Annotated in this window: 13 protein-coding genes; 12 read left to right on the top strand and 1 reads right to left on the bottom strand. The window is 60.0% G+C overall.

From position 1 onward, the window contains the following. The first annotated feature begins 54 nt into the window (after positions 1-54). Together IT444_00825 and dacB are read left to right on the top strand one after the other, a co-directional pair. A complete protein-coding gene (locus IT444_00825; protein ID MCC7191297.1) occupies positions 55-1,194 on the top strand; it encodes a glycosyltransferase in 1,140 nt (379 codons plus the stop codon). A 216-nt stretch (positions 1,195-1,410) separates the two neighbouring features. Further along, complete coding sequence (gene dacB, locus IT444_00820) at positions 1,411-2,973, top strand: D-alanyl-D-alanine carboxypeptidase/D-alanyl-D-alanine-endopeptidase (GenBank protein MCC7191296.1); 1,563 nt, start codon at positions 1,411-1,413, stop codon at positions 2,971-2,973. Between the two features lie 74 nt (positions 2,974-3,047). Here dacB and IT444_00815 read toward each other — a convergent pair whose 3' ends face one another. After that, positions 3,048-5,921 (bottom strand): glycosyltransferase, encoded by a 2,874-nt coding sequence (locus IT444_00815; GenBank protein ID MCC7191295.1) that lies wholly within the window; start codon positions 5,919-5,921, stop codon positions 3,048-3,050. Between the two features lie 773 nt (positions 5,922-6,694). Here IT444_00815 and IT444_00810 point away from each other — a divergent pair. The 10 genes from IT444_00810 to IT444_00765 all read left to right on the top strand — a co-directional run bounded on the left by IT444_00810 (position 6,695) and on the right by IT444_00765 (position 18,122). After that, on the top strand, positions 6,695-7,006 hold the full coding sequence (locus IT444_00810; protein MCC7191294.1) for a hypothetical protein: 312 nt from the start codon (positions 6,695-6,697) through the stop codon (positions 7,004-7,006). Between the two features lie 36 nt (positions 7,007-7,042). After that, the gene (locus IT444_00805) at positions 7,043-7,867 is read left to right on the top strand and encodes a phytanoyl-CoA dioxygenase family protein (protein MCC7191293.1); all 825 of its coding nucleotides are present in this window, start codon (positions 7,043-7,045) and stop codon (positions 7,865-7,867) included. A 68-nt stretch (positions 7,868-7,935) separates the two neighbouring features. Further along, positions 7,936-8,763, top strand: coding sequence for a phytanoyl-CoA dioxygenase family protein (locus IT444_00800; GenBank protein ID MCC7191292.1), 828 nt, complete (start codon positions 7,936-7,938; stop codon positions 8,761-8,763). Positions 8,764-8,862: 99 nt separating this feature from the next. Next, positions 8,863-9,111 carry a hypothetical protein gene (locus IT444_00795; protein MCC7191291.1) on the top strand — a complete coding sequence of 83 codons (249 nt, stop codon included), beginning with the start codon at positions 8,863-8,865 and terminating at the stop codon, positions 9,109-9,111. 113 nt (positions 9,112-9,224) lie between these two features. Beyond that, positions 9,225-10,298 carry a hypothetical protein gene (locus IT444_00790; GenBank protein MCC7191290.1) on the top strand — a complete coding sequence of 358 codons (1,074 nt, stop codon included), beginning with the start codon at positions 9,225-9,227 and terminating at the stop codon, positions 10,296-10,298. Between the two features lie 214 nt (positions 10,299-10,512). Then, entirely contained in the window at positions 10,513-11,106 is a 594-nt protein-coding gene (locus IT444_00785; GenBank protein ID MCC7191289.1) for a response regulator, read from the top strand. A 108-nt stretch (positions 11,107-11,214) separates the two neighbouring features. Then, complete coding sequence (locus IT444_00780) at positions 11,215-13,476, top strand: HDOD domain-containing protein (GenBank protein ID MCC7191288.1); 2,262 nt, start codon at positions 11,215-11,217, stop codon at positions 13,474-13,476. Between the two features lie 151 nt (positions 13,477-13,627). After that, positions 13,628-14,716: a response regulator gene (locus IT444_00775; GenBank protein ID MCC7191287.1), complete on the top strand. Its 1,089-nt coding sequence runs from the start codon at positions 13,628-13,630 to the stop codon at positions 14,714-14,716. 135 nt (positions 14,717-14,851) lie between these two features. Further along, positions 14,852-16,423, top strand: a complete 1,572-nt coding sequence (locus tag IT444_00770) for an argininosuccinate lyase (protein ID MCC7191286.1) — start codon at positions 14,852-14,854, stop codon at positions 16,421-16,423. Positions 16,424-16,484: 61 nt separating this feature from the next. Then, on the top strand, positions 16,485-18,122 hold the full coding sequence (locus tag IT444_00765; protein MCC7191285.1) for an FHA domain-containing protein: 1,638 nt from the start codon (positions 16,485-16,487) through the stop codon (positions 18,120-18,122). The last annotated feature ends 33 nt before the right edge of the window (positions 18,123-18,155 follow it).

Raw genomic sequence — 18,155 nt, 5'->3', positions numbered from 1 at the left:
GTTTTGTCGTAAACCGGAAAACATCGGGGCGCGGATACCTGCGCGATTCCGTTCATGAACGAACACGCACTCCCGACCATCGCGCATGTCCTGCACCGGCTGTATTTCGCCGGCGCGGAGGTACTGGCTGCCGACCTGGCCCGCCGGCTGCGCGGACAGTTTCGCTTCGTCTTTTTCTGCCTCGACAGCGTCGGGCCGATGGGCGAGCTTCTCAGGTCTGAGGGCTTCGATGTCTTTGATCTGGCGCGCAAGCCGGGCATCGACCGTGCGGTGGGCCGTCGCATGCGGGCGATGGCGAAAGAACACCGCGTCGCACTGTTCCACGCTCACCAATACACGCCGTTTTTCTACGCAGCCTTGTCACGCGGATTGCTGTCTTCCCGCGCGGATGCCCCCATTCTTTTCACCGAACACGGACGGCACTATCCCGATCATCGAAGCTGGAAGCGTGTGCTGGCGAATCGGTTTCTGCTGCGCCGACACGATCGCGTCACAGCGGTCGGTCAGTTCGTCAAAACTGCTCTGGTGAATAACGAAGGCATCCCCGCACCGCGGATCGAAGTGGTACGCAATGGCATCGATCCCGCTCTTTTCGAGGCTGTCTCTCCGACCGTGCGACGGGAAGTCCGTGCTGAGCTTGGCATACGCGACAATCAACCCGTGGTGCTTCAGGTTGCACGCTTTCATCCGGTCAAAGATCACGCCACCGCCCTGCGCGCCATGGCAGAAACGCTCAAATCTCTGCCCGATGCCCTGTTCATCCTGGCCGGTGACGGCGAACTGCGATCAGCACTCGAAGCACAGGCAGCGCAACTGGGCATCGCGTCCAGCGTCCGCTTCCTCGGCGTGCGGCGCGATGTGCCCCGTCTCATGGCTGCCGCGGATGTGTTCATCCTTTCCAGTCTCAGTGAAGGCATCTCCGTCACACTGCTCGAAGCGATGGGCTGCGAGCTACCCATTGCCGCCACCGATGTCGGAGGTAACGGCGAGGTTGTCGCGGACCATCAGACCGGTCTGCTTTCGCCGCGCAGTGATGCAACAAAGCTGAGTGCGAATCTCGTCACGCTTCTGCGTGACAGCGAGTTGCGTCGCCGCATGGGTTCCGCGGGACGGAAGCGGCTGCTTGAACATTTCACGCAAGCGCAAATGCACGCACGGTACGCCTCGATTTACAGCGAGATGACCGCCGTATAATTCCCGGCCCGCGAGGGGTGAGATGCTGTTTTCTCGCAGTCATCGCTACGGTCTGCGAAGGGAGCCTGCGTAAAGTCGAGCGGTGGTTATCGAGAGGCCGATAATTTCTGTCACGGCACAGCAGGGTGCCGGCCCGGCGGCTCGGGGAGTCGCGGGTCGATGGAATGAGCAATCAACACACGAATCCTGAGATACGGTTCGAGGAGCGGCGGCGAAATGTTCAAAGGGGTGTACCATTCGGGTCGTCTGGCAGCGCTGTTTGCGCTGGGTCTGCTGATTTCTGCACCGGCACAGGCGGCGGATCTTCAGAGTCAGGTACGGGCACTGGTGAATGCCGCCGACCTGCGGCAGACGGACATCGGCATTTGCATCGTTGATCTCAACACCGGCAAGCGCGTCGCGCAGATCAATCCTGACGATCCGCTCATGCCCGCCAGCAACATGAAGGTTGTGACCACAGCCGCAGCCTTGAAAACACTTGGGCCGGATTTTGTCTTCCGTACCGAGATGCGGCTGGTCCAGCCGGAGGATTGGAAAGCACAGGCGAATCGGCCGTTGGCCGGCACCGCATCAGCGCCGGCGTCAGGACCGGTGCTCATCATTCACGGTGACGGCGATCCGGCGCTGGGTGACCCCGACCTGCTGCGACTCCATAACCTTGATGTCGAAGATCAGCTCAACGGTTTCGTCAAGGCGGCCAAATCAGCGGGCCTCCAGCGCGTTGCGAGACTGGTGGTGGATGATCGCGTGTTCGACCGCGACTTTGTTCATCCCTCCTGGCCGCAGGGTCAGCTCAGCGCGTGGTATTGTGCTCAGGTGGGCGGGGTGAACTTCTACGACAACTGCATTGATGTGTACGCGGAGCCGACGACGCGAGGGCAGGGTGCGAAGGTCCGGCTCATTCCCTCCGCTCCGTTTCTGCCGACGACTAACCGCGTCGTCACCGGGAACAATGACCGCTTCATCGTCAATCGCAAAACCGACACGAACGAAATCACCTTTTCCGGCCAGGTCAAGACACGACGTACGCAGGCGACCACGGTGACGATCCACGATCCGCCGATTTTCTTCGCGCAGATTCTGGCCGATCGGCTTGGCCAGGCGGGGATCAAGGTCGATGCGATCGCCCGTCCGGATGCGGAGGAGTCTCTACCCGCAGGTCGAGCGATTTACGCTGTCGAGACCACGCTCCCGCTGGTGCTTCAGCGTTGCAACAAGGATTCACAGAATCTGTTCGCCGAGTCGCTTTTCAAGCGAATGGGTCGCGCTTTGACGGGCGCGCCCGGCAGTTGGGATAACGGCGCCGCCGCCGTCCGCCGGTTTCTCAGCGAGGAGCTTCAGACGCAGTCAGCGTCCGTTTCCATCGCCGATGGAAGCGGAATGAGCCGGGACAATCGCGTGACTGCTGGTGTGATGGTCGGTCTGCTCGCCGCGATGAGGAAGGACGCCCGTCTCTGGCCGATCTTCCGTGACAGCCTTTCCATCAACGATGTCGAGGACAACCTCAAGCATCGTTTCAAAGACCTCAAACGCCAACTCACCGGGCGGCTGTATCCCAAGACCGGCTACATCGCCGGCGTGGTGACGATCAGCGGTTACATCGTGGTACCCGACGGCACAGGCGAGCGGACCTTCGCCTTTTCCCTGCTTTTCAATAATTTCAGAGCACCCATTACGATCGGGCACATTCAGGATCTTCAGGACCGCATCATCCTGTTGCTGGATCAACAGGGCACGCCCGCACCTGAGGCGGCTGTGGACGCCCAGAAAAAGCGATAACACGATTTCCCGATCGTCCGTCAACCGCATCGCACAGGGTTGACACGGCGGTCACCGTGCGAATGTCGATATTTTTACGTCGTGGCGGCGGAACTGTTGGCTGGAGCCGACACCACCGAGCGCATCCGGCGGGCGCGACGGGCTTCGAGCTGCGTCCATCGACCGCGCTGCGCCAAAGGCCCGGCGAAGACTGAGAGCGATTGCAGGTTCGTGCCTGCCACCACCGCAGTCACCACGGCCGCGAGGTACGGGATCGACTGGAGCGCCAGGCTCGTCATCCACACCAGCGTCTGCGGGTTTTGCCAGCTTCCTCGAATATAGACGATGCCCGCGATACCCGACCAGAGAAGCGTCAGCAGCACCATTTCATCACGCGCCATGGCAAGGCTGCGCCACAGGGCGGACATCTTCTCGCACTTGGGCGTGCGATAGAACGGACGCCCGGAATACACCAGCCCCGTCAGACACGCCCGACCGATGGTGTAGGTCAATCCCAGCCCGGCGATGCACGCCCCGATGCGCTGCGGCCAGGTGCACGCGACCCGCTCCTTATACAGCCACACCGAGCGCACGATGTTGAACACCGCCAGCGCCATCGGCGGGATGAGGAACGCAACGATCGGCATCATGAAGTGACGCGGCAGAAAGACCAGCGCAGCCGTACCCAGCAAAAGCAGCAGGGTGAAAACCAGGTGCAGCGCGTCACCCAGCCACGGGAGCCAGCCGGCGATGAAGTGGTACTTCTGCGACAGCGACAGGCCGTTGCGCGACCAGGGGAGCAGGCTCTTCCAGTGCCCGCGGAGAATCTGGATCGCTCCGTAGGCCCAGCGGAACCGCTGTTTCTTATAGGCTGCCAGCGTGTCGGGTACGACGCCAAAGCCGTACGACTCTTCCATGTACACGGTTTCGTAGTCGTGCTGCATGAGACGCAGACCAAGCTCCGCGTCCTCGCAAATGCACCATTCACCCCAGCGGCCGACCTGTTCCAGAGCCGACTTGCGGATCAGACACATCGTGCCGTGCTGGATGATCGCATCGTATTCGTTGCGATGAACCATGCCGATGTGGAAGAATCCGCGATACTCCCAGTTCATCATTTCCTTGAAGGCGTTTTTCTTCCAGGAGCGATGGTCCTGCGGTCCCTGCACCAGGCCGACTTTCGGATCGTTGAAGTAGGGCATGACCTCGCGCAGCCATTCGGGCTTGACGATGTAGTCAGCATCGAGCACGCCGACGACCTGCGCCTCAGGTGCGGTCTGCGTGAGGGCAAAGTTCAACGCGCCGGCCTTGTAGCCGGGCCATTTTTCCAGATGGAAAAAGCGGAACCGATTCTGTCCCGCGACGCCCGACTGGGCACACCAGGCTTCGAGCGGTCTCCATTTGGATTCATCGCTCGTGTTGTTGTCGATGACCAGCACTTCAAGATTCGGATAGTCCAGCGCCGCGAGTGATTCGAGCGAACGGATCACCATGTGCGGCGGCTCGTTGCAGCAGGCGATGTGCAGTGAAACCATCGGGTAACGATTCGCCGGCAGCGGGTGGACGTGGGGTTCAAACCGGCGACGCCACCGCTTGACCCAGAGCATCTCGCTGACCTCCTGCGCTTGAATGATGACGATCCCCATCATCACAAGCTGCGCAGGGAAAAGGAGAATCCAGAGCAGCTTGGCGGAAGGCGTCAGCCACGCCATCGTCGGCACCAGCCCCACATAGGTGAGGACCGAGACGGCTGCCTGAAGCATGACGCAGAAGAAAGCCAGTCCTTCAAAGCGGAATTTCTCGTGATAGCGGAAGATGAAGACGGCGCTGAGGATCATGCCAGCGGCGGTGGCGGCCAGCCATTGCGTCATCCACGGCACACCCGCGTATGAAGGCTTTTCCCAGTCGAACTTGGCGTGACGGTTCTTATCCCAGAGACCCCAGTGTGCGCCGACGCTGCCTTCGCTGTCGCCTAACTGCGCGTCGCCGACACCTTTCCATGGCTCGTCAAACGCTTGGAAGATGAAATAGCGCCGCTGCATCGTCCGGCTGACAAACTCGCGGACAAACTGCTCCTGATTCCACGCGCTGGGTACTGCGCCGAGGCGGAACTCCCCGCCGCTGGGCCAGCCGATTTCAGTGACGACGACCTCCTTGTTCGGATAGGCTTTGCGAACCGCTTCGATGTTCTGCTCGGCAAAAGTCACCGCTTCGTCCACCGTCTTGCCTTCCCAGTAGGGGAAGACGTGGATGGCGATGAAGTCCACAGCCTCGGCGAGCTTTGGGTGCTCCAGATAAACGTGGTACTGCTCGCTGGCGCTGACAGGCACGCCGAAGCGGCTCTCTTTCTTCACGCGATCAAGGTGCTTGATGAGTTCTTCGACCGTCTGCTTTTGACGATGGGTGTTGGCTCGTTTTGCGGCTTCCCATTCGATCGGGTTGTTTTCATCCGCCTTGGCTGCGCTGGTCGGCTTGACGCCTGCGGGCAGATAGGTCACCCAGTTGTTCTGCGGATCGTTGGGGTCCGCCAGATCACCGCGGTACACCACTTCGTTGCCGACCAGAACGGCTTCGACATTGGGATTGCGGTGCGTGCTGGCGATCAACTCATTGATTTCCGCCTCGTTGGTTTGGCGGTTGCCGTCGAGCCATGCGGTCTGGATTACCCGCAGCCCGTGTTTGGCTGCCAGCGCGGGGATGACTTCCAGACCTTTTGTTGAGCCGTAGGTACGAATCGCCTGTACCTTGCCGCTGAGGATGGCGAAGTCTTCATCAATCAGCCGTGGGTTGGGAATGCTCCCTTTGGTGGGATCCTGTCCTTCACGGTAGGGCGAGTAGGTGATACCCGGGAGGTGCGAAAAGGCATGGGCCTCGATGTCACCCGTGCCGCGAGGGGAGAGGCCCCAGGCGACAAAGTTGAGGAACATCACCAGCGCGAGAATCAATGCGATAGACGTGGACCTGTTCATAGAAGGACAGCCTTGACGGCTTTCGCCGTACCCACTCTTTCGTGTCGGCCATCGCCCGGCCTGACATTGGGCCGGACAACCGAAACGCGCTCTGATTGGCTTAAAAATGGGGCAGGGTAGGACCAGGACGGTCCATGAAGACAAGAAGCCCTGAACCCATGGGGTTTGCCCGCAGCGCCCGAGCGAACGACCACTACGCACAATTCCCACGACTGCGGAATCTGCCCGCAGGAGCATAAAAATAGCAGACAAGGTTAGAAAAGTCCACATGTTAAGAGCCTTTACCCGGCCTGCGGAGCACGGCAGACCCGCCGACCAATCCCGACGCTGATTCCAGAACCAAAAGGCGCAATTTTTATCTAATACACTTCAAATAAAAGAGATATGGAAAATTACCAAGCTCGTTGGACGTGTTAAACCTGTCAATCGTGGTCCTTTGGTTTTGCGGTTCGCAGCAGAGCTTTGATGTGATTCACGAGTCGATTGTCGCAGCCGGGTGTCTCTCGACCTTCGGTAAAATAAAAATACAACAGTACAACGTCTAAGTGGGATAGTTTATTGCATAGTGAACTTTTTATTTTGCAAATTTCTTTCCGCTCCATTCGGGGCGGATGGGGTGGCTTGGATCGGAGTTGCGGATGATGTGATCCGTCGCCGTCCGTGGCGGTGCGTGATCCGGTCGGCCTTCGTTAAAATGCCCGCGTCGCGCGCTGCGAAAATGACCTCTGCAGCAGTTTCGCTTTTTCGATTCCTGATCTTGATGCGGATATGACATGCCAACTTTTCGTCAGCAACTCATGATTCTCTACCTGAGCACTCCCGACCTAGGTTCGAGTGTCGGAGCCTGGACCATCTACGACGGCACCGGCCGGGAAACGCACACCACGGGTGACAGCGACCGTCCGCCGTATGACTCTGTTCTCGAAGCGATGAAGGACGGTTGGCGCGTCATTCAGCTTCCACAACAGATCCCCGCCTATCCGGGTATGGAATACACCACCAGTTATCTGAAGTTCGAGTACGTACTCGAAAAGATGGTGGACGTGGATTTGCCTGTGCCGCAAAAGCAGCAGTCGTCCGTCTGATGATTGGCAGCGGAAGCATTGGTAACGGATCAAGCCATGTCTGACTCAAAGAATCTTCTCACCACCCGGCAGATGGCCAACTTTGTGACGGATGGCTTTCTCCGTTTCGACCAACTGGTGCCGCCGGAGATCAATCGAGCTGCGATCCGGGAGTTTGAGGAGCAGCCCTGGCCACACAGCGGCGGCTATCGAGGTGAGCCGTTGTCGAGCAAGTGGCGGGATTCATCGGGCGTCGGTGCCATGCTCGCGCTGCCGAAGGTGCGTGCGATCATTCACTCGCTCGTTGGCCCGGAGCCGCGCTACGACCATCACCACGTCCACATTGTTCCGCCGCGTGCGCAGCAGAGGCACCTGTGGCACGCCGACGCCATCATCGACACCCGGCTGGACTTTGACATCCAGATTTTCTACTTCGCGCATGACACGCCGCGCGAAATGGGCGGCACGATGTTTCTGCCCGGCAGTCATTTCCGGCAGGTCAACGAAAGCGATATCGCCCGCCATCAGAACTTCCTCGGCCAGCACCCCATCGTGTGCAAGGCCGGCACGATCGTGGTCGGTCACCACGGCGTCTGGCATTGTGCGCAGTCCAATCACACCGAGCAGACACGCTACATGTTCAAGGTCCGACTCAACCCGATGGTCAGGCAGCTCCGACTCTGGAACACCGACGATCTGGATAACCCGGAAATCGACGGCATCCTTGGTCGCAGCCACGGCTGGTACGGCAACGACGACCGCATCGAAATCGTGCAGCGCATCAAACTCTGGCGATTTATCACCGGCAACGAGAAATTCGACGCAGGCTATTGGCTGGGACGATTGGAAAACAAACCGGAGAACGTGCCCGCTGCGACGTGACGATGAAGCCTCGCGCTTCGTTTCGCCGCACCGGAAGAAATTGTTCCGAAGCTCCAGGGATCACGCACATGGATAAATCACTCCTCCTGACCAGTAAGCAGATGGCGCGCTTTGTCGCGGATGGTTTTCTTCAGTTCGACAGTCTCATCCCTGCCGAGCTTAATACCAAGGCTCTTGCCGAGCTTCAGTCGAAGGAGACCGGCGGTTGGTATGGCTACGCGAAGTCGGGCACGCCGTTGTCGCGGATGTTTGAAAACATGCCCGGTGTGCGTGCGGTGTTCGACCACCCGCGCTTTCAGGGAATCATGCACTCGCTCGTGGGGCCTGACCCGTTGTACGACCATCACGCGAACCACACCGTTCCCCCCGGCCGCCACGAAGCGCAGGCTCTGCACGCCGACGCCATCATCGACACGCGCACGCACTTCGACGTGCAGTTCTATTACTTCCCGCACGACACGCCGCGTGAGATGGGCGGCACCATGGTCGTACCCGGAAGCCACTTCCGACAAGTCAACACGTTCGACATCAACCGCTATCAAAACTTCCTCGGTCAGCATTGCATCGTTTGCAAGGCCGGCACCGTCATCGCCACGCATCACGGCATCTGGCACTGTGCCCAGCCCAATCTCACCGACCGCACGCGGCACATGCTCAAGCTCCGCGTCAATCCGACCGTGCGCCAGCTCCGCTTGTGGAACACAGAGGACATCGACGATCCGGAGATTCGACAGATCCTCAGCACCAACCACCGTTGGTACGGCAACGAAGTGCGCATTGAGTACGTGCAGCGCGTCAAACTCTGGCGCTTCCTCACCGGCGATCCGAAATGGGATTTGTCGATGTGGCTGGGAAGGATCGAGAACAAACCGCGGAATCAGCCTGCGGCCGTCTGAACCCGTCACGCCGCGGAAGCCTCACGGTGATGGCCTGCGGAGAATCCCGTTTTGCAGCGGCCCTCAAACGGGAGCTGTGAAAATGCCGATGACATCGGAATGTCCAGCCCGGATTACATCCTCGACATCCAGGGTTTGAAACCTCCCGCGCCGGCGGAGGCGACGCCCGCACCCATGCGCGGACGGCCTTGGCTGGCGGTGAAATGGCGCTGCTGCGCTACCTACTCACGAATCTACCGCAACGCCGATGGCTCAGCCTACGAAGGCCGATGCCCCAAGTGCGGCACACCCGTCCGGGCAAGGGTTGGACCGGGCGGGACAGATCACCGCTTCTTTGAGGCTGGCTGATGAGCCTCTCCACGCCGCGATTCGTGAGCATGATGTTGATGACGCGGCACTACCTCGATCACCGCTCACGCTTTTTTGTGCAAGAGATCACCGCAGCCGCCTTATGATGAATCATGGGGATCCCCGTGACATGGACTCGTAAACCAATCCGTGATCGTCTCGATACGCTGGGTTTGTTGTTCCTGTCGCGGCTGGTGGTGCCTTTGGCCTCGCTGGGATTTATCCTCACTCCCGCAGCCGCACAGATCATTCAGCAGACCGATCCCGCAGCCCAGATCACAGCCATCGACCAACAGATCTATTCGCTGCAACTCTATCTCGAACAACTTCGGCGTGACTACCGTGACGCGCGGGACGAAGCGCGGGACATGGAGGATCGACTCAATCAGCTCACGCCCCGACTCAAACAGATGCGTAAGGACGGCCAGGCGATCGTCAAGCAACACCAGGCTGCCGAAAAGAGATTCAACGCTGCAAAAGCCAACGCGAAAAAAACCGATACGCAATTCCGCGTTCTGCACAAGCGGTTGATGGGTGCGATCGACACATCACCGGCGTGGCTCGAAGTGACTCGTGAATTCAAGGAAGCCCGCGCGGAATATCTGGCCGTGCGCAATGAGATTCTCAAGCCGTTGAAACAGTCGGAGGAATTTCGCCGGGCACAGGACGAGGTGGACGCTGCCCAGCGGCACTTCGACGAGATCGAAGATTCGCGTGATGCCACGCGGCAGACCAAAACCGCCGCCGCCAACGATCTGCTCCAGCTTCAGGGAGTCACCACCCGGATGGAGCAGCGCGCACTTGGGATGGAGCCTGCCTTCGGCAAGGCACAGCTCACGCTCAGCCTTGCGGTTCTCGATTCGATTGCGGTTCGCGGTGAGTTGGTCATGGCGGTATATGCCGACCCGCGCTATGTGAAGGCCAGCCGTGATCGCGCTGAAGCGCGGATGGAATGGACCCAGGCGGAGGAGGCCTACAAGACAGCCACGTCCGAACGCGAGCAGATCGAAGGCGACTACAAACGGCTCTCTGCCGACGCCAATCGAGCGACCAAAGACATGGCCGCCGCCGAGGGCCGACGAGATCGAATCGATGACGAGATGGATCGTGTGAATCGGGAGCTGGCTTACCTCCGAGCCCGCCGCGAGTCACTGTCGCGCACGCTTTACACCTATCCGCGTTACTGAGCCTCGCCCCCGTCACGTGTCGAAACTGACGCTGACTCCGTGTTTCGCGTTAAACGCGGAGTTGGCAACTCTTAATTAACGGTTGTTTGTCGCAGCTACCCATTCCCTACCCGGTATCTCCGTCAAGTCTTATTGCTCCCATGCCGATTGTAAAAGTGGAGATTTTGGGTAGTTTGGAATATTTGATAGTTGCCCTAAAAGGGAGATTCTGGCTATGTCAACGCCTGAAACCACCGACCTCGTCAACAAGCAGATTTTTACAACCGGCGAAGCTGCCGAGGTTTGCAAGATTTCTCAGCAGACCATCATCCGTTGTTTCGACAGCGGACGGCTGCGTGGTTTCCGCGTACCGGGCAGCAAGTTTCGACGGATCCCCCGCGAGGAATTGATCCGTTTCATGCGGGAAAACAACATTCCAACCGACAGCCTCGAAGGCGGCAAACGTCGGATTCTCATCGTCGATGACGACGAGCAGATTGTCGAGCTGTTCGTTGACGTCCTTTCGCGGGACGATCGGTTCGAGGTCAAGACTGCGGCGACCGGCTACGACGCTGGTGTGCTGACCGAACAATTTCGGCCGGACCTCATGATCCTCGACTTCATGCTTCCTGATATCAACGGCAACGTCGTCTGCAAAACCGTCCGCTCCAACCCTGATCTGGCGGGAATGAAAATCATCATTGTCTCCGGCGTGGTAAATCAGGACGAAATTGACGAGCTGCTCAAGGCTGGTGCCGATGAATTCGTCAAGAAGCCCTTCAACATCGAAAAACTTCTGGCGCGCGTGGGCGAATTGCTGGTGCTGTGAAATCCAGACCCGGCCAGCCGCGCTCCGAAAAAGGTCGTACCGCGAGCTTCATAACGAATCGTCGAGTTCACCGGGCCACCGGCCACTACTCCAGCACTTTTGCGACCCATGCCCACCGACCTTTCCAAGACTCGACGCCTCGAACTGATTCTCCGGCAGATTGATTCTCTGCCGACGCTTCCCGTGGTGGCGACGCGGTTGCTTTCTCTGACCGCCAGCGATGAGTCCAACGCCCGACAGGTCACCGACCTGATCATGGGCGATCAGTCGCTGACCGCCAAAATCCTCTCGCTCTGCCGTCAGGCTGATCGCGGGGTGCGCACGGATGTCATGACCATTGACAAGGCGGTGGTGCTGCTGGGCTTCACCGAGGTGCGCAACGCAGTGCTGTCGATCAAGATTTTCGAGACGTTTGATCCGCACGAGTCGCGCAAGGAGGAAAAGCCCGACAGCTTCGATCGTGTGGATTTCTGGCGGCACAGTCTGGCGGTGGGAATCGCCGCCGAGCTTATCGCCGCCGCACACGGCTCGCCCGCGGACCTGCCGCCCGCCGAAGCCTTCGTCGCCGGTCTGCTTCATGACATCGGCAAGGTTGCGCTGGATCACGTCCTGCCCAAGAGTTTTGCTCGCGTCATCGAGCTGACGGATCTCAATCAGGGGAATATCGCCGAGTTTGAACGACGCATCATCGGACTCGACCATCACACCGCCGGCAAACGCATCGCCGAGCAGTGGCAGCTCCCGCACCGACTCCAGGACTGCATCTGGCTGCACGGCTCATCCTACGAGTCGCTGCCGCGGCTGGATCATCGCCGACTCATCGGACTCGTGGGGCTGGCGGACCTGATCGTCCGACAGCAGCACCTCGGATACAGCGGGAACTTCCAGATCAAACAGACGCCGCGCGAGCTGGCACAGAAACTCGCACTCGATCCCGACCGCATTGAGCGCGTCGCGCAGCGACTTCACGAAGAAGTGGAAAAACGCGCCCGCGCGCTGGGACTGGAAGATCGGCCGTCGCGCGACCTCTATCTCCAGTCCATCGAGCAGGCCAATCAAGTGCTCGGCCGGCTTAACAGTGCGCTGGAGCGGCGCAGTCGGGGCTTGTCGAAGCAGTCGCAGGTGCTCGACGCGATCGGAGCGTTTCACGCTGCAGCACAGCCGGGCCGAAGCATGCTCGACGTGATGAACCTCGTTGTCAGTAATGCGGGCACAGCACTGGGTGAGGGGTTTTACGCGCTGCTCCAGCAGTCGGAGCAGGAAGGCCAGCCGTGGTTCATTGCGCAGTACGGCACGCAGGGGCAGCCGTTGCGGTCGCAATACATCGAGCCTCCGCCGCTGGCGCCGGACCTGACGCGGCTGGGTGAGGGTGAGCCGGTGTCGATGAACCTGACGCAGATTCTTCCGTGGATCGCAGACTATCTGCTCGAAGCACCGGACCTTCGCGAGGTGAAACTTCTGCCGCTGTCCTGCGGTTGGGGCACCGCAGCGGTGCTGCTGCACAACCAGACCCAGCTTCCGCCGTGGCCGCAGCTCTCAGCGTTGCTGAGCACCTGGGGCTCTGCGATTGCCGCCGCCGGTCAGCATGACGGTGCCCGTCGCATGGGTGAGGAACTCGCCGAGGCGAATCGCGCCCTGGCTGAGGCACAGGACAAGCTGCTCCACACGGAATCGATGGCTCGTCTGGGCGAGATGGCTGCCGGTGCCGCCCACGAGATGAATAATCCTCTGGCTGTGATCTCCGGCCGCAGCCAACTGCTCTCGATCTCGCTCCCGCCGGGAACCAAAGAACAGAAAGCAGCCCAGACGATTTTCGAACAGGCGCATCGACTCAGCGACCTGATCACCTCGCTGCGGATGTTCGCCGATCCGCCCCGCGCCGATCCGAAGCCGACCGACATCGGTGCGCTGCTTCAGGAAACGATCAAGCGGGTACGCAAAGAGCAGGGCGCGAATGACAAGCCGGTGAATCTCCAGATCAAGACGAAGCTGCCTTCGGTTTCGCTCGATGCGAGTCAGATTCAGTCCGCGATTACGGAGTTGATCGAGAACGGTTTGCAGGCCTCACCGCGAACCGGGGTTCATGTCACCGTGCGGGTTGAGCCGGTCGAGCGGCATCTGATCGTGCAGGTGAATGATGACGGCGTGGGGATGGATGGTCACACGCTCGCGCATGCGATGGATCCGTTTTTCAGCAACAAGACGGCGGGCCGTCGCGTAGGCATGGGACTGCCCCGAGCGCAGCAGTTGGCCGCGGCGCATGGCGGGTGGATCGAGTTGCGGAGCAAGGTGGGCGAGGGCACCACCGCGTCGCTGTTCCTGCCGCTGGATGAGGTGGATTTTGAGACGGCGGACACGACAGCCGCGTGAGCAGTTATCGTCGGCGGCTGTGAAATTTCACATCGAATAACACTTCCGGTCACCAAACTGACCCGCGCCGAACGCCGATACCCAAACGGAGCGACTGCGTTTTGCCGCTCACCGTCGGCACGGATTGTCGAACCGGACCAGGGAGATTGGTGTGACCCGTCGAAGTGTGGAAGTGCCCCAAAGCTCCTCGAAAACGCCCCCTGCAGTGCGGGTGTTGATCGTGGATGGTCAGGCGCAGAGTCGCCGTGCGATCCTGCGCAGCCTGCGCGGCACTCCCACGATGGTGATTGAAGCCGCTAATACCGCCGAAGCTCGAGAGCGGATCGCCTCCGCGTGCATCGACCTGGCACTGATCGACGAAAAACTCTCTGATGGATCGGGCATCGCGCTGGCGGAAGAACTGCAACGCGGCAGGCTCGCCACGCAAACAGTCGTCATGACCGATCACGCTGACTTTGCTCTCGCGGTTGAAGCGATGCGCGCCGGGGCGGCTGACGTAATCGTCAAGCCATTGAAGGCTGATCAGGTCCGCGCCACGCTCAGCCGCGCTCTTGAACGACAGCATACCCATCGCGCGGTGCAGCAGCGCGTTCAGCGTCTTCGCCGCATCTGCAAAAAACTGAACGCTTCGCGCGATGAGATTACTCAGCAGGTGGACGTGCTGTGCAGCGACCTGGTGGCTGCCTATCAGGAACTGGCGACCCAGATGCATCAGGCGGTGCAGACCAGCGAGTTTGCCGGCGTGGTGGGTAACGAGCTTGATCTCGAATCGCTCCTGCGCAAGACGCTCGAACATCTCCTCCACAAGGCCGGCCCCACCAACGCAGCGATCTTTCTGCCCTCGACCTCCGATGAGTATTCACTGGGCGGCTATGTGAATTACGACTGCACCTCCGAGTCGGCGGATATCCTGTTGCAGCATCTGGCTGACGTGCTGGCTCCGCGACTGGCGCGCCGGTCGAACATTCTGCACATCACCGACAACACGACGCTCGTCGAGTGGATCGGCGACGATGCGGCCTACCTCGAAGATGCGCACATCGTGGCCTTCCCTTGCCGTCACGACGGCGAAGTGCTCGCCTCGATCGCGCTGTTCCGCGACGGAGCGCAGCCGTTTGAGTCCAGCTTCGTCGAGGCATGTAACACCATTGCGCCGATGCTCGCTGGCTTCCTTGCAAAAATCATCCGTATTCATCACCGCCATCATGGTGATGACTCGCAATCACGCGAAGCGGCATAAGCGATTCGGCTGCGGTTCAACCGCTGTCAGCCGCAGCGTTCCGCCTCCGGTATGGAGTGCCGCGTGATCTCAGTTCATGCGATTGGCGGCCTGTCGCAATCTCGTCGTTGAGACGGGACCCGTTAAACTACACGGATGGCCTCTAAATCTCCGAAAAACGCATCCGTCCGCTCCGCCAAGCCCGTCGTCAAACCCTGGGAACACGCCAAGGGCGGCAAGTCCGGCAGCGGCGGTGATCCGCTGGCGTCACGGTTTGTCGAGTCGCTCTCCTACGACCGCCGGCTGTATAAGCACGACATTGCCGGTTCGATCGCCCACGCGACCATGCTCGAAAAGGTCGGCCTCATCACTAAGCAGGAGTTGAGTGAGATCAAGCGCGGCCTCAAGGAGATCGAAAAAGAAATCGAAGCTGCCGGAGCGGATTACGGCGCGAGCTGGCCGGGCTGGAAAATCGAGCTTGAAGACGTCCACATGTGCATCGAGGCGGCACTGATTGAAAAAGTCGGTGACGCGGGGCGCAAGCTCCACACGGGGCGCAGCCGCAACGATCAGGTGGCTCTTGATCTGTTGCTCTGGGTCCGCAAGGAGTCGGAGCATCTGCGCGAACGGATTGTTGATCTGCTCAAGGCGCTGGTTGCACTGGCTGACAAGCAGGGCGACATCGTCATGCCCGCTTACACGCATCTTCAGCGCGCCCAGCCGATCGTAGCGGGCGCGGAGTTGATGGCCTGGGCGCGGGCGTTCGGGGTATGTATCCAACGGATCGAATCATTGCGCGTGCTCGATCGATCGCCGCTGGGTTCCGGTGCCATTGCCGGCTCGTCGCTGCCGCTGGATCGCATGGCGGTCGCAGGAGAATTGCTGGATCAAAACATTCCTGGCGACATCGCAAATCTCCTGTCCAACGCTCTGGGATTGTCCGACGCGATGGCGAAAAGCATCGACATGACGACCACCGTTGAGGAGAACAGCATTTTCGCCACGGCCTCCCGAGATGCGGCACTGGATTTCATCTACTGCTTGACCACCATCGCCAACTGGCTCTCCCGCTGGGCGGAGCAGTGGATCATCTACTGTTCAACCGAGTTTTCCTTTATCACGCTCGACGCTAAATACACCACCGGTTCGTCGATGATGCCGCAGAAGCGCAACCCCGACATGCTTGAGCTTATTCGTGGCCGGTGCGGCAACGTGTACGGCCACCTCGTCGCGCTCTTGACGATCCTCAAAGGGATTCCCGTCGGATACAACCGCGACCTTCAGGAAGACAAGCGGCATGTTTTCGCAGCCTACGATGTGGTGTCCGATTGTCTGGAGATGGCAGCGAGGATCGTCGCGACGACGAAGTTCAACGAGGAGAAAATCAAGGCCACGCTCGACCGCGGCTTCCTCGATGCGACCTCGCTCGCGGAATATCTCGTGACCCGAGGCGTGCCGTTCCGCACGGCTCACCAGGTGGTCGGCTCGCTGGTGCGGACCTGTGAGGAGCGTGGGCTGGTCCAGCTATCGCAATTGGCGGTGAAGGATTTTGAAACGGCCTGCGACACGGCAGGCGCGAAAAAGGGCACGGTAAATCGAGACGTTTACGACTGGCTCGGTGCGGAAAACGTCGTCAAGCGCTATCAGACGTACGGCAACGCGGGTGTCAGCGGCTTTCAGGCGCAGCTCAAGGCGTGGAAGGAACGAATCAAAGGCGGGATGTGTTAAATCGCTCGCCCCCCGGATCACGATGAAGTGTTGACAGCCTCGTTTTGCAACGCATGACCCTATGCTCATCCTCACCGTCATTCAGGGCCCGGATAAAGGTCGCCGCTGGCGCTTGCCGGACAACGAGCCGCAGCTCATCGGTCGCTCCGGCGAGTCGTTACCGCTGACGGATCGCAACATTTCGCGTCGGCATGCGGAGCTGACACCCGACGAGGGTAAGTGGATCATCAATGATTTGCAGAGTTCCAACGGCACGCTGGTGAATGGCCGCCGTGTGGAAAAGCCGACCGTGCTGCATCCGGGCGATCAGATCAAATGCGGCTCGACGCTGTTTCTTTTCGGCCAGGAGAGTCTGGGCAAGCGCGCCCATGGCGTGCGTGTCGCCAAGGCGGGGGAGATCGACACCGTCGTTGAGATGACGGTTGCCGCCAACGACGAGTCCATGATCATGGCTGTTCCCGACGCCAACGAAGCGGCGGCACTCCAGCTCAAAGTCATCTACGACATGGTGCAGTTGACCGCCCAGACGACCGACATGGAGCAACTGCTCGAAAAGGTGATGCACCTGATCACCGAATACATCCGTGTCGATCGCGGATTTGTCCTGCTCCAGGAAGCACCGGACCAGCGACCTGAGCCGGTCGTTGTCTGGCACCGCGTCAAGCCGGAAAGCAAAACCGACCAGCGCATCACGGTCAGCCGCACCATCGTGCAGCACGTGCTGCGGCATGGCGAGGGCGTGCTTTCGTCCAACGCGATGACCGACAAACGCTTCGCCAGCGGTGAGAGTGTGCAGTATTACGGCATCCGCTCGGCGATGTGCGTCCCCATCCGGTTTCGCCAGCAGCTCTACGGCGTGATCCACGTGGACAGCCAGGTGGCGAATTACACCTACACCGAAGATCAGCTTCGCCTGCTGACTGCCATCGGCTTGCAGACCGGACTGGCACTGGCGAACGCAGGTGTTTACGTGCAGCGGCTTAACCGCGAACGGCTCGCGGCGGTGGGGCAGACCGTCGCGTCGCTTTCTCATTCGATCAAAAACATCCTGCAAGGCATGCGCGGCGGAGCGGACCTCGTCGAGCTGGGGCTTAAGAAAGAGAACATGAAGGTCGTCAAGGGCGGGTGGGACATCGTCTCACGCAACCTCGAACGCATCTCGCACCTGATGCTCAACATGCTCGCCTATTCGAAGGAGCGCAAGCCCGAGCTGGAGATGACCAACCTGCCCAAGCTGCTCGATGAGATCGTGGTGCTGGTGCAAAGCCAGTTCGACGCGAAGAAAGCAGCGTTGATCGCCGACTTCGATTCCGACATGCCGCCGATACCTATCGACAGCGCGGGGATCCATCAGGCGGTGCTGAATCTGCTGCGTAATGCGCTGGAGGCCGTCGAGCCGGAATTGGGCGCGGTGACGCTGGCGTGTGAATATCACGAGGAAACGCAGGAAGTGACGATCCGCGTGATCGACAACGGCCCCGGAATCCCGGAGGAAGTACGGCGTCGGCTGTTCGTTCCTTTCTATTCCACCAAAGGACTGCGCGGCACGGGGCTGGGGCTGGTCGTGACACGGAAAATCGTCGAGGAACACGGCGGCCGCGTGACCATCGAGAGCAAGCCCGGCGAGGGAACGACCGTGACGGTTTGGCTGCCCACCAAGGGTACGAGTGCCAGCGCGGAGACGCACACGGGTAAGTGATTCAAGTCGCGGCGCATGTCGCCAAATCTCAGC

The organism is Phycisphaeraceae bacterium, from assembly GCA_020851465.1.
In the GTDB taxonomy this organism is placed as follows: Bacteria; Planctomycetota; Phycisphaerae; order Phycisphaerales; family Phycisphaeraceae; genus JADZCR01.
This window is presented reverse-complemented; position numbering and strand designations above follow the sequence as displayed.

What these genes read in the sequence shown, in the direction of transcription:
- IT444_00825 (MCC7191297.1), top strand. Translation starts at nt 55, where the DNA reads ATGAACGAACACGCACTCCCGACCATCGCGCATGTCCTGCACCGGCTG.
- IT444_00805 (MCC7191293.1), top strand. Translation starts at nt 7,043, where the DNA reads ATGTCTGACTCAAAGAATCTTCTCACCACCCGGCAGATGGCCAACTTT.
- IT444_00810 (MCC7191294.1), top strand. Translation starts at nt 6,695, where the DNA reads ATGCCAACTTTTCGTCAGCAACTCATGATTCTCTACCTGAGCACTCCC.
- IT444_00765 (MCC7191285.1), top strand. Translation starts at nt 16,485, where the DNA reads ATGCTCATCCTCACCGTCATTCAGGGCCCGGATAAAGGTCGCCGCTGG.
- IT444_00795 (MCC7191291.1), top strand. Translation starts at nt 8,863, where the DNA reads ATGTCCAGCCCGGATTACATCCTCGACATCCAGGGTTTGAAACCTCCC.
- IT444_00780 (MCC7191288.1), top strand. Translation starts at nt 11,215, where the DNA reads ATGCCCACCGACCTTTCCAAGACTCGACGCCTCGAACTGATTCTCCGG.
- IT444_00790 (MCC7191290.1), top strand. Translation starts at nt 9,225, where the DNA reads ATGGGGATCCCCGTGACATGGACTCGTAAACCAATCCGTGATCGTCTC.
- dacB (MCC7191296.1), top strand. Translation starts at nt 1,411, where the DNA reads ATGTTCAAAGGGGTGTACCATTCGGGTCGTCTGGCAGCGCTGTTTGCG.
- IT444_00770 (MCC7191286.1), top strand. Translation starts at nt 14,852, where the DNA reads ATGGCCTCTAAATCTCCGAAAAACGCATCCGTCCGCTCCGCCAAGCCC.
- IT444_00785 (MCC7191289.1), top strand. Translation starts at nt 10,513, where the DNA reads ATGTCAACGCCTGAAACCACCGACCTCGTCAACAAGCAGATTTTTACA.
- IT444_00815 (MCC7191295.1), bottom strand. Translation starts at nt 5,921, where the DNA reads ATGAACAGGTCCACGTCTATCGCATTGATTCTCGCGCTGGTGATGTTC.
- IT444_00800 (MCC7191292.1), top strand. Translation starts at nt 7,936, where the DNA reads ATGGATAAATCACTCCTCCTGACCAGTAAGCAGATGGCGCGCTTTGTC.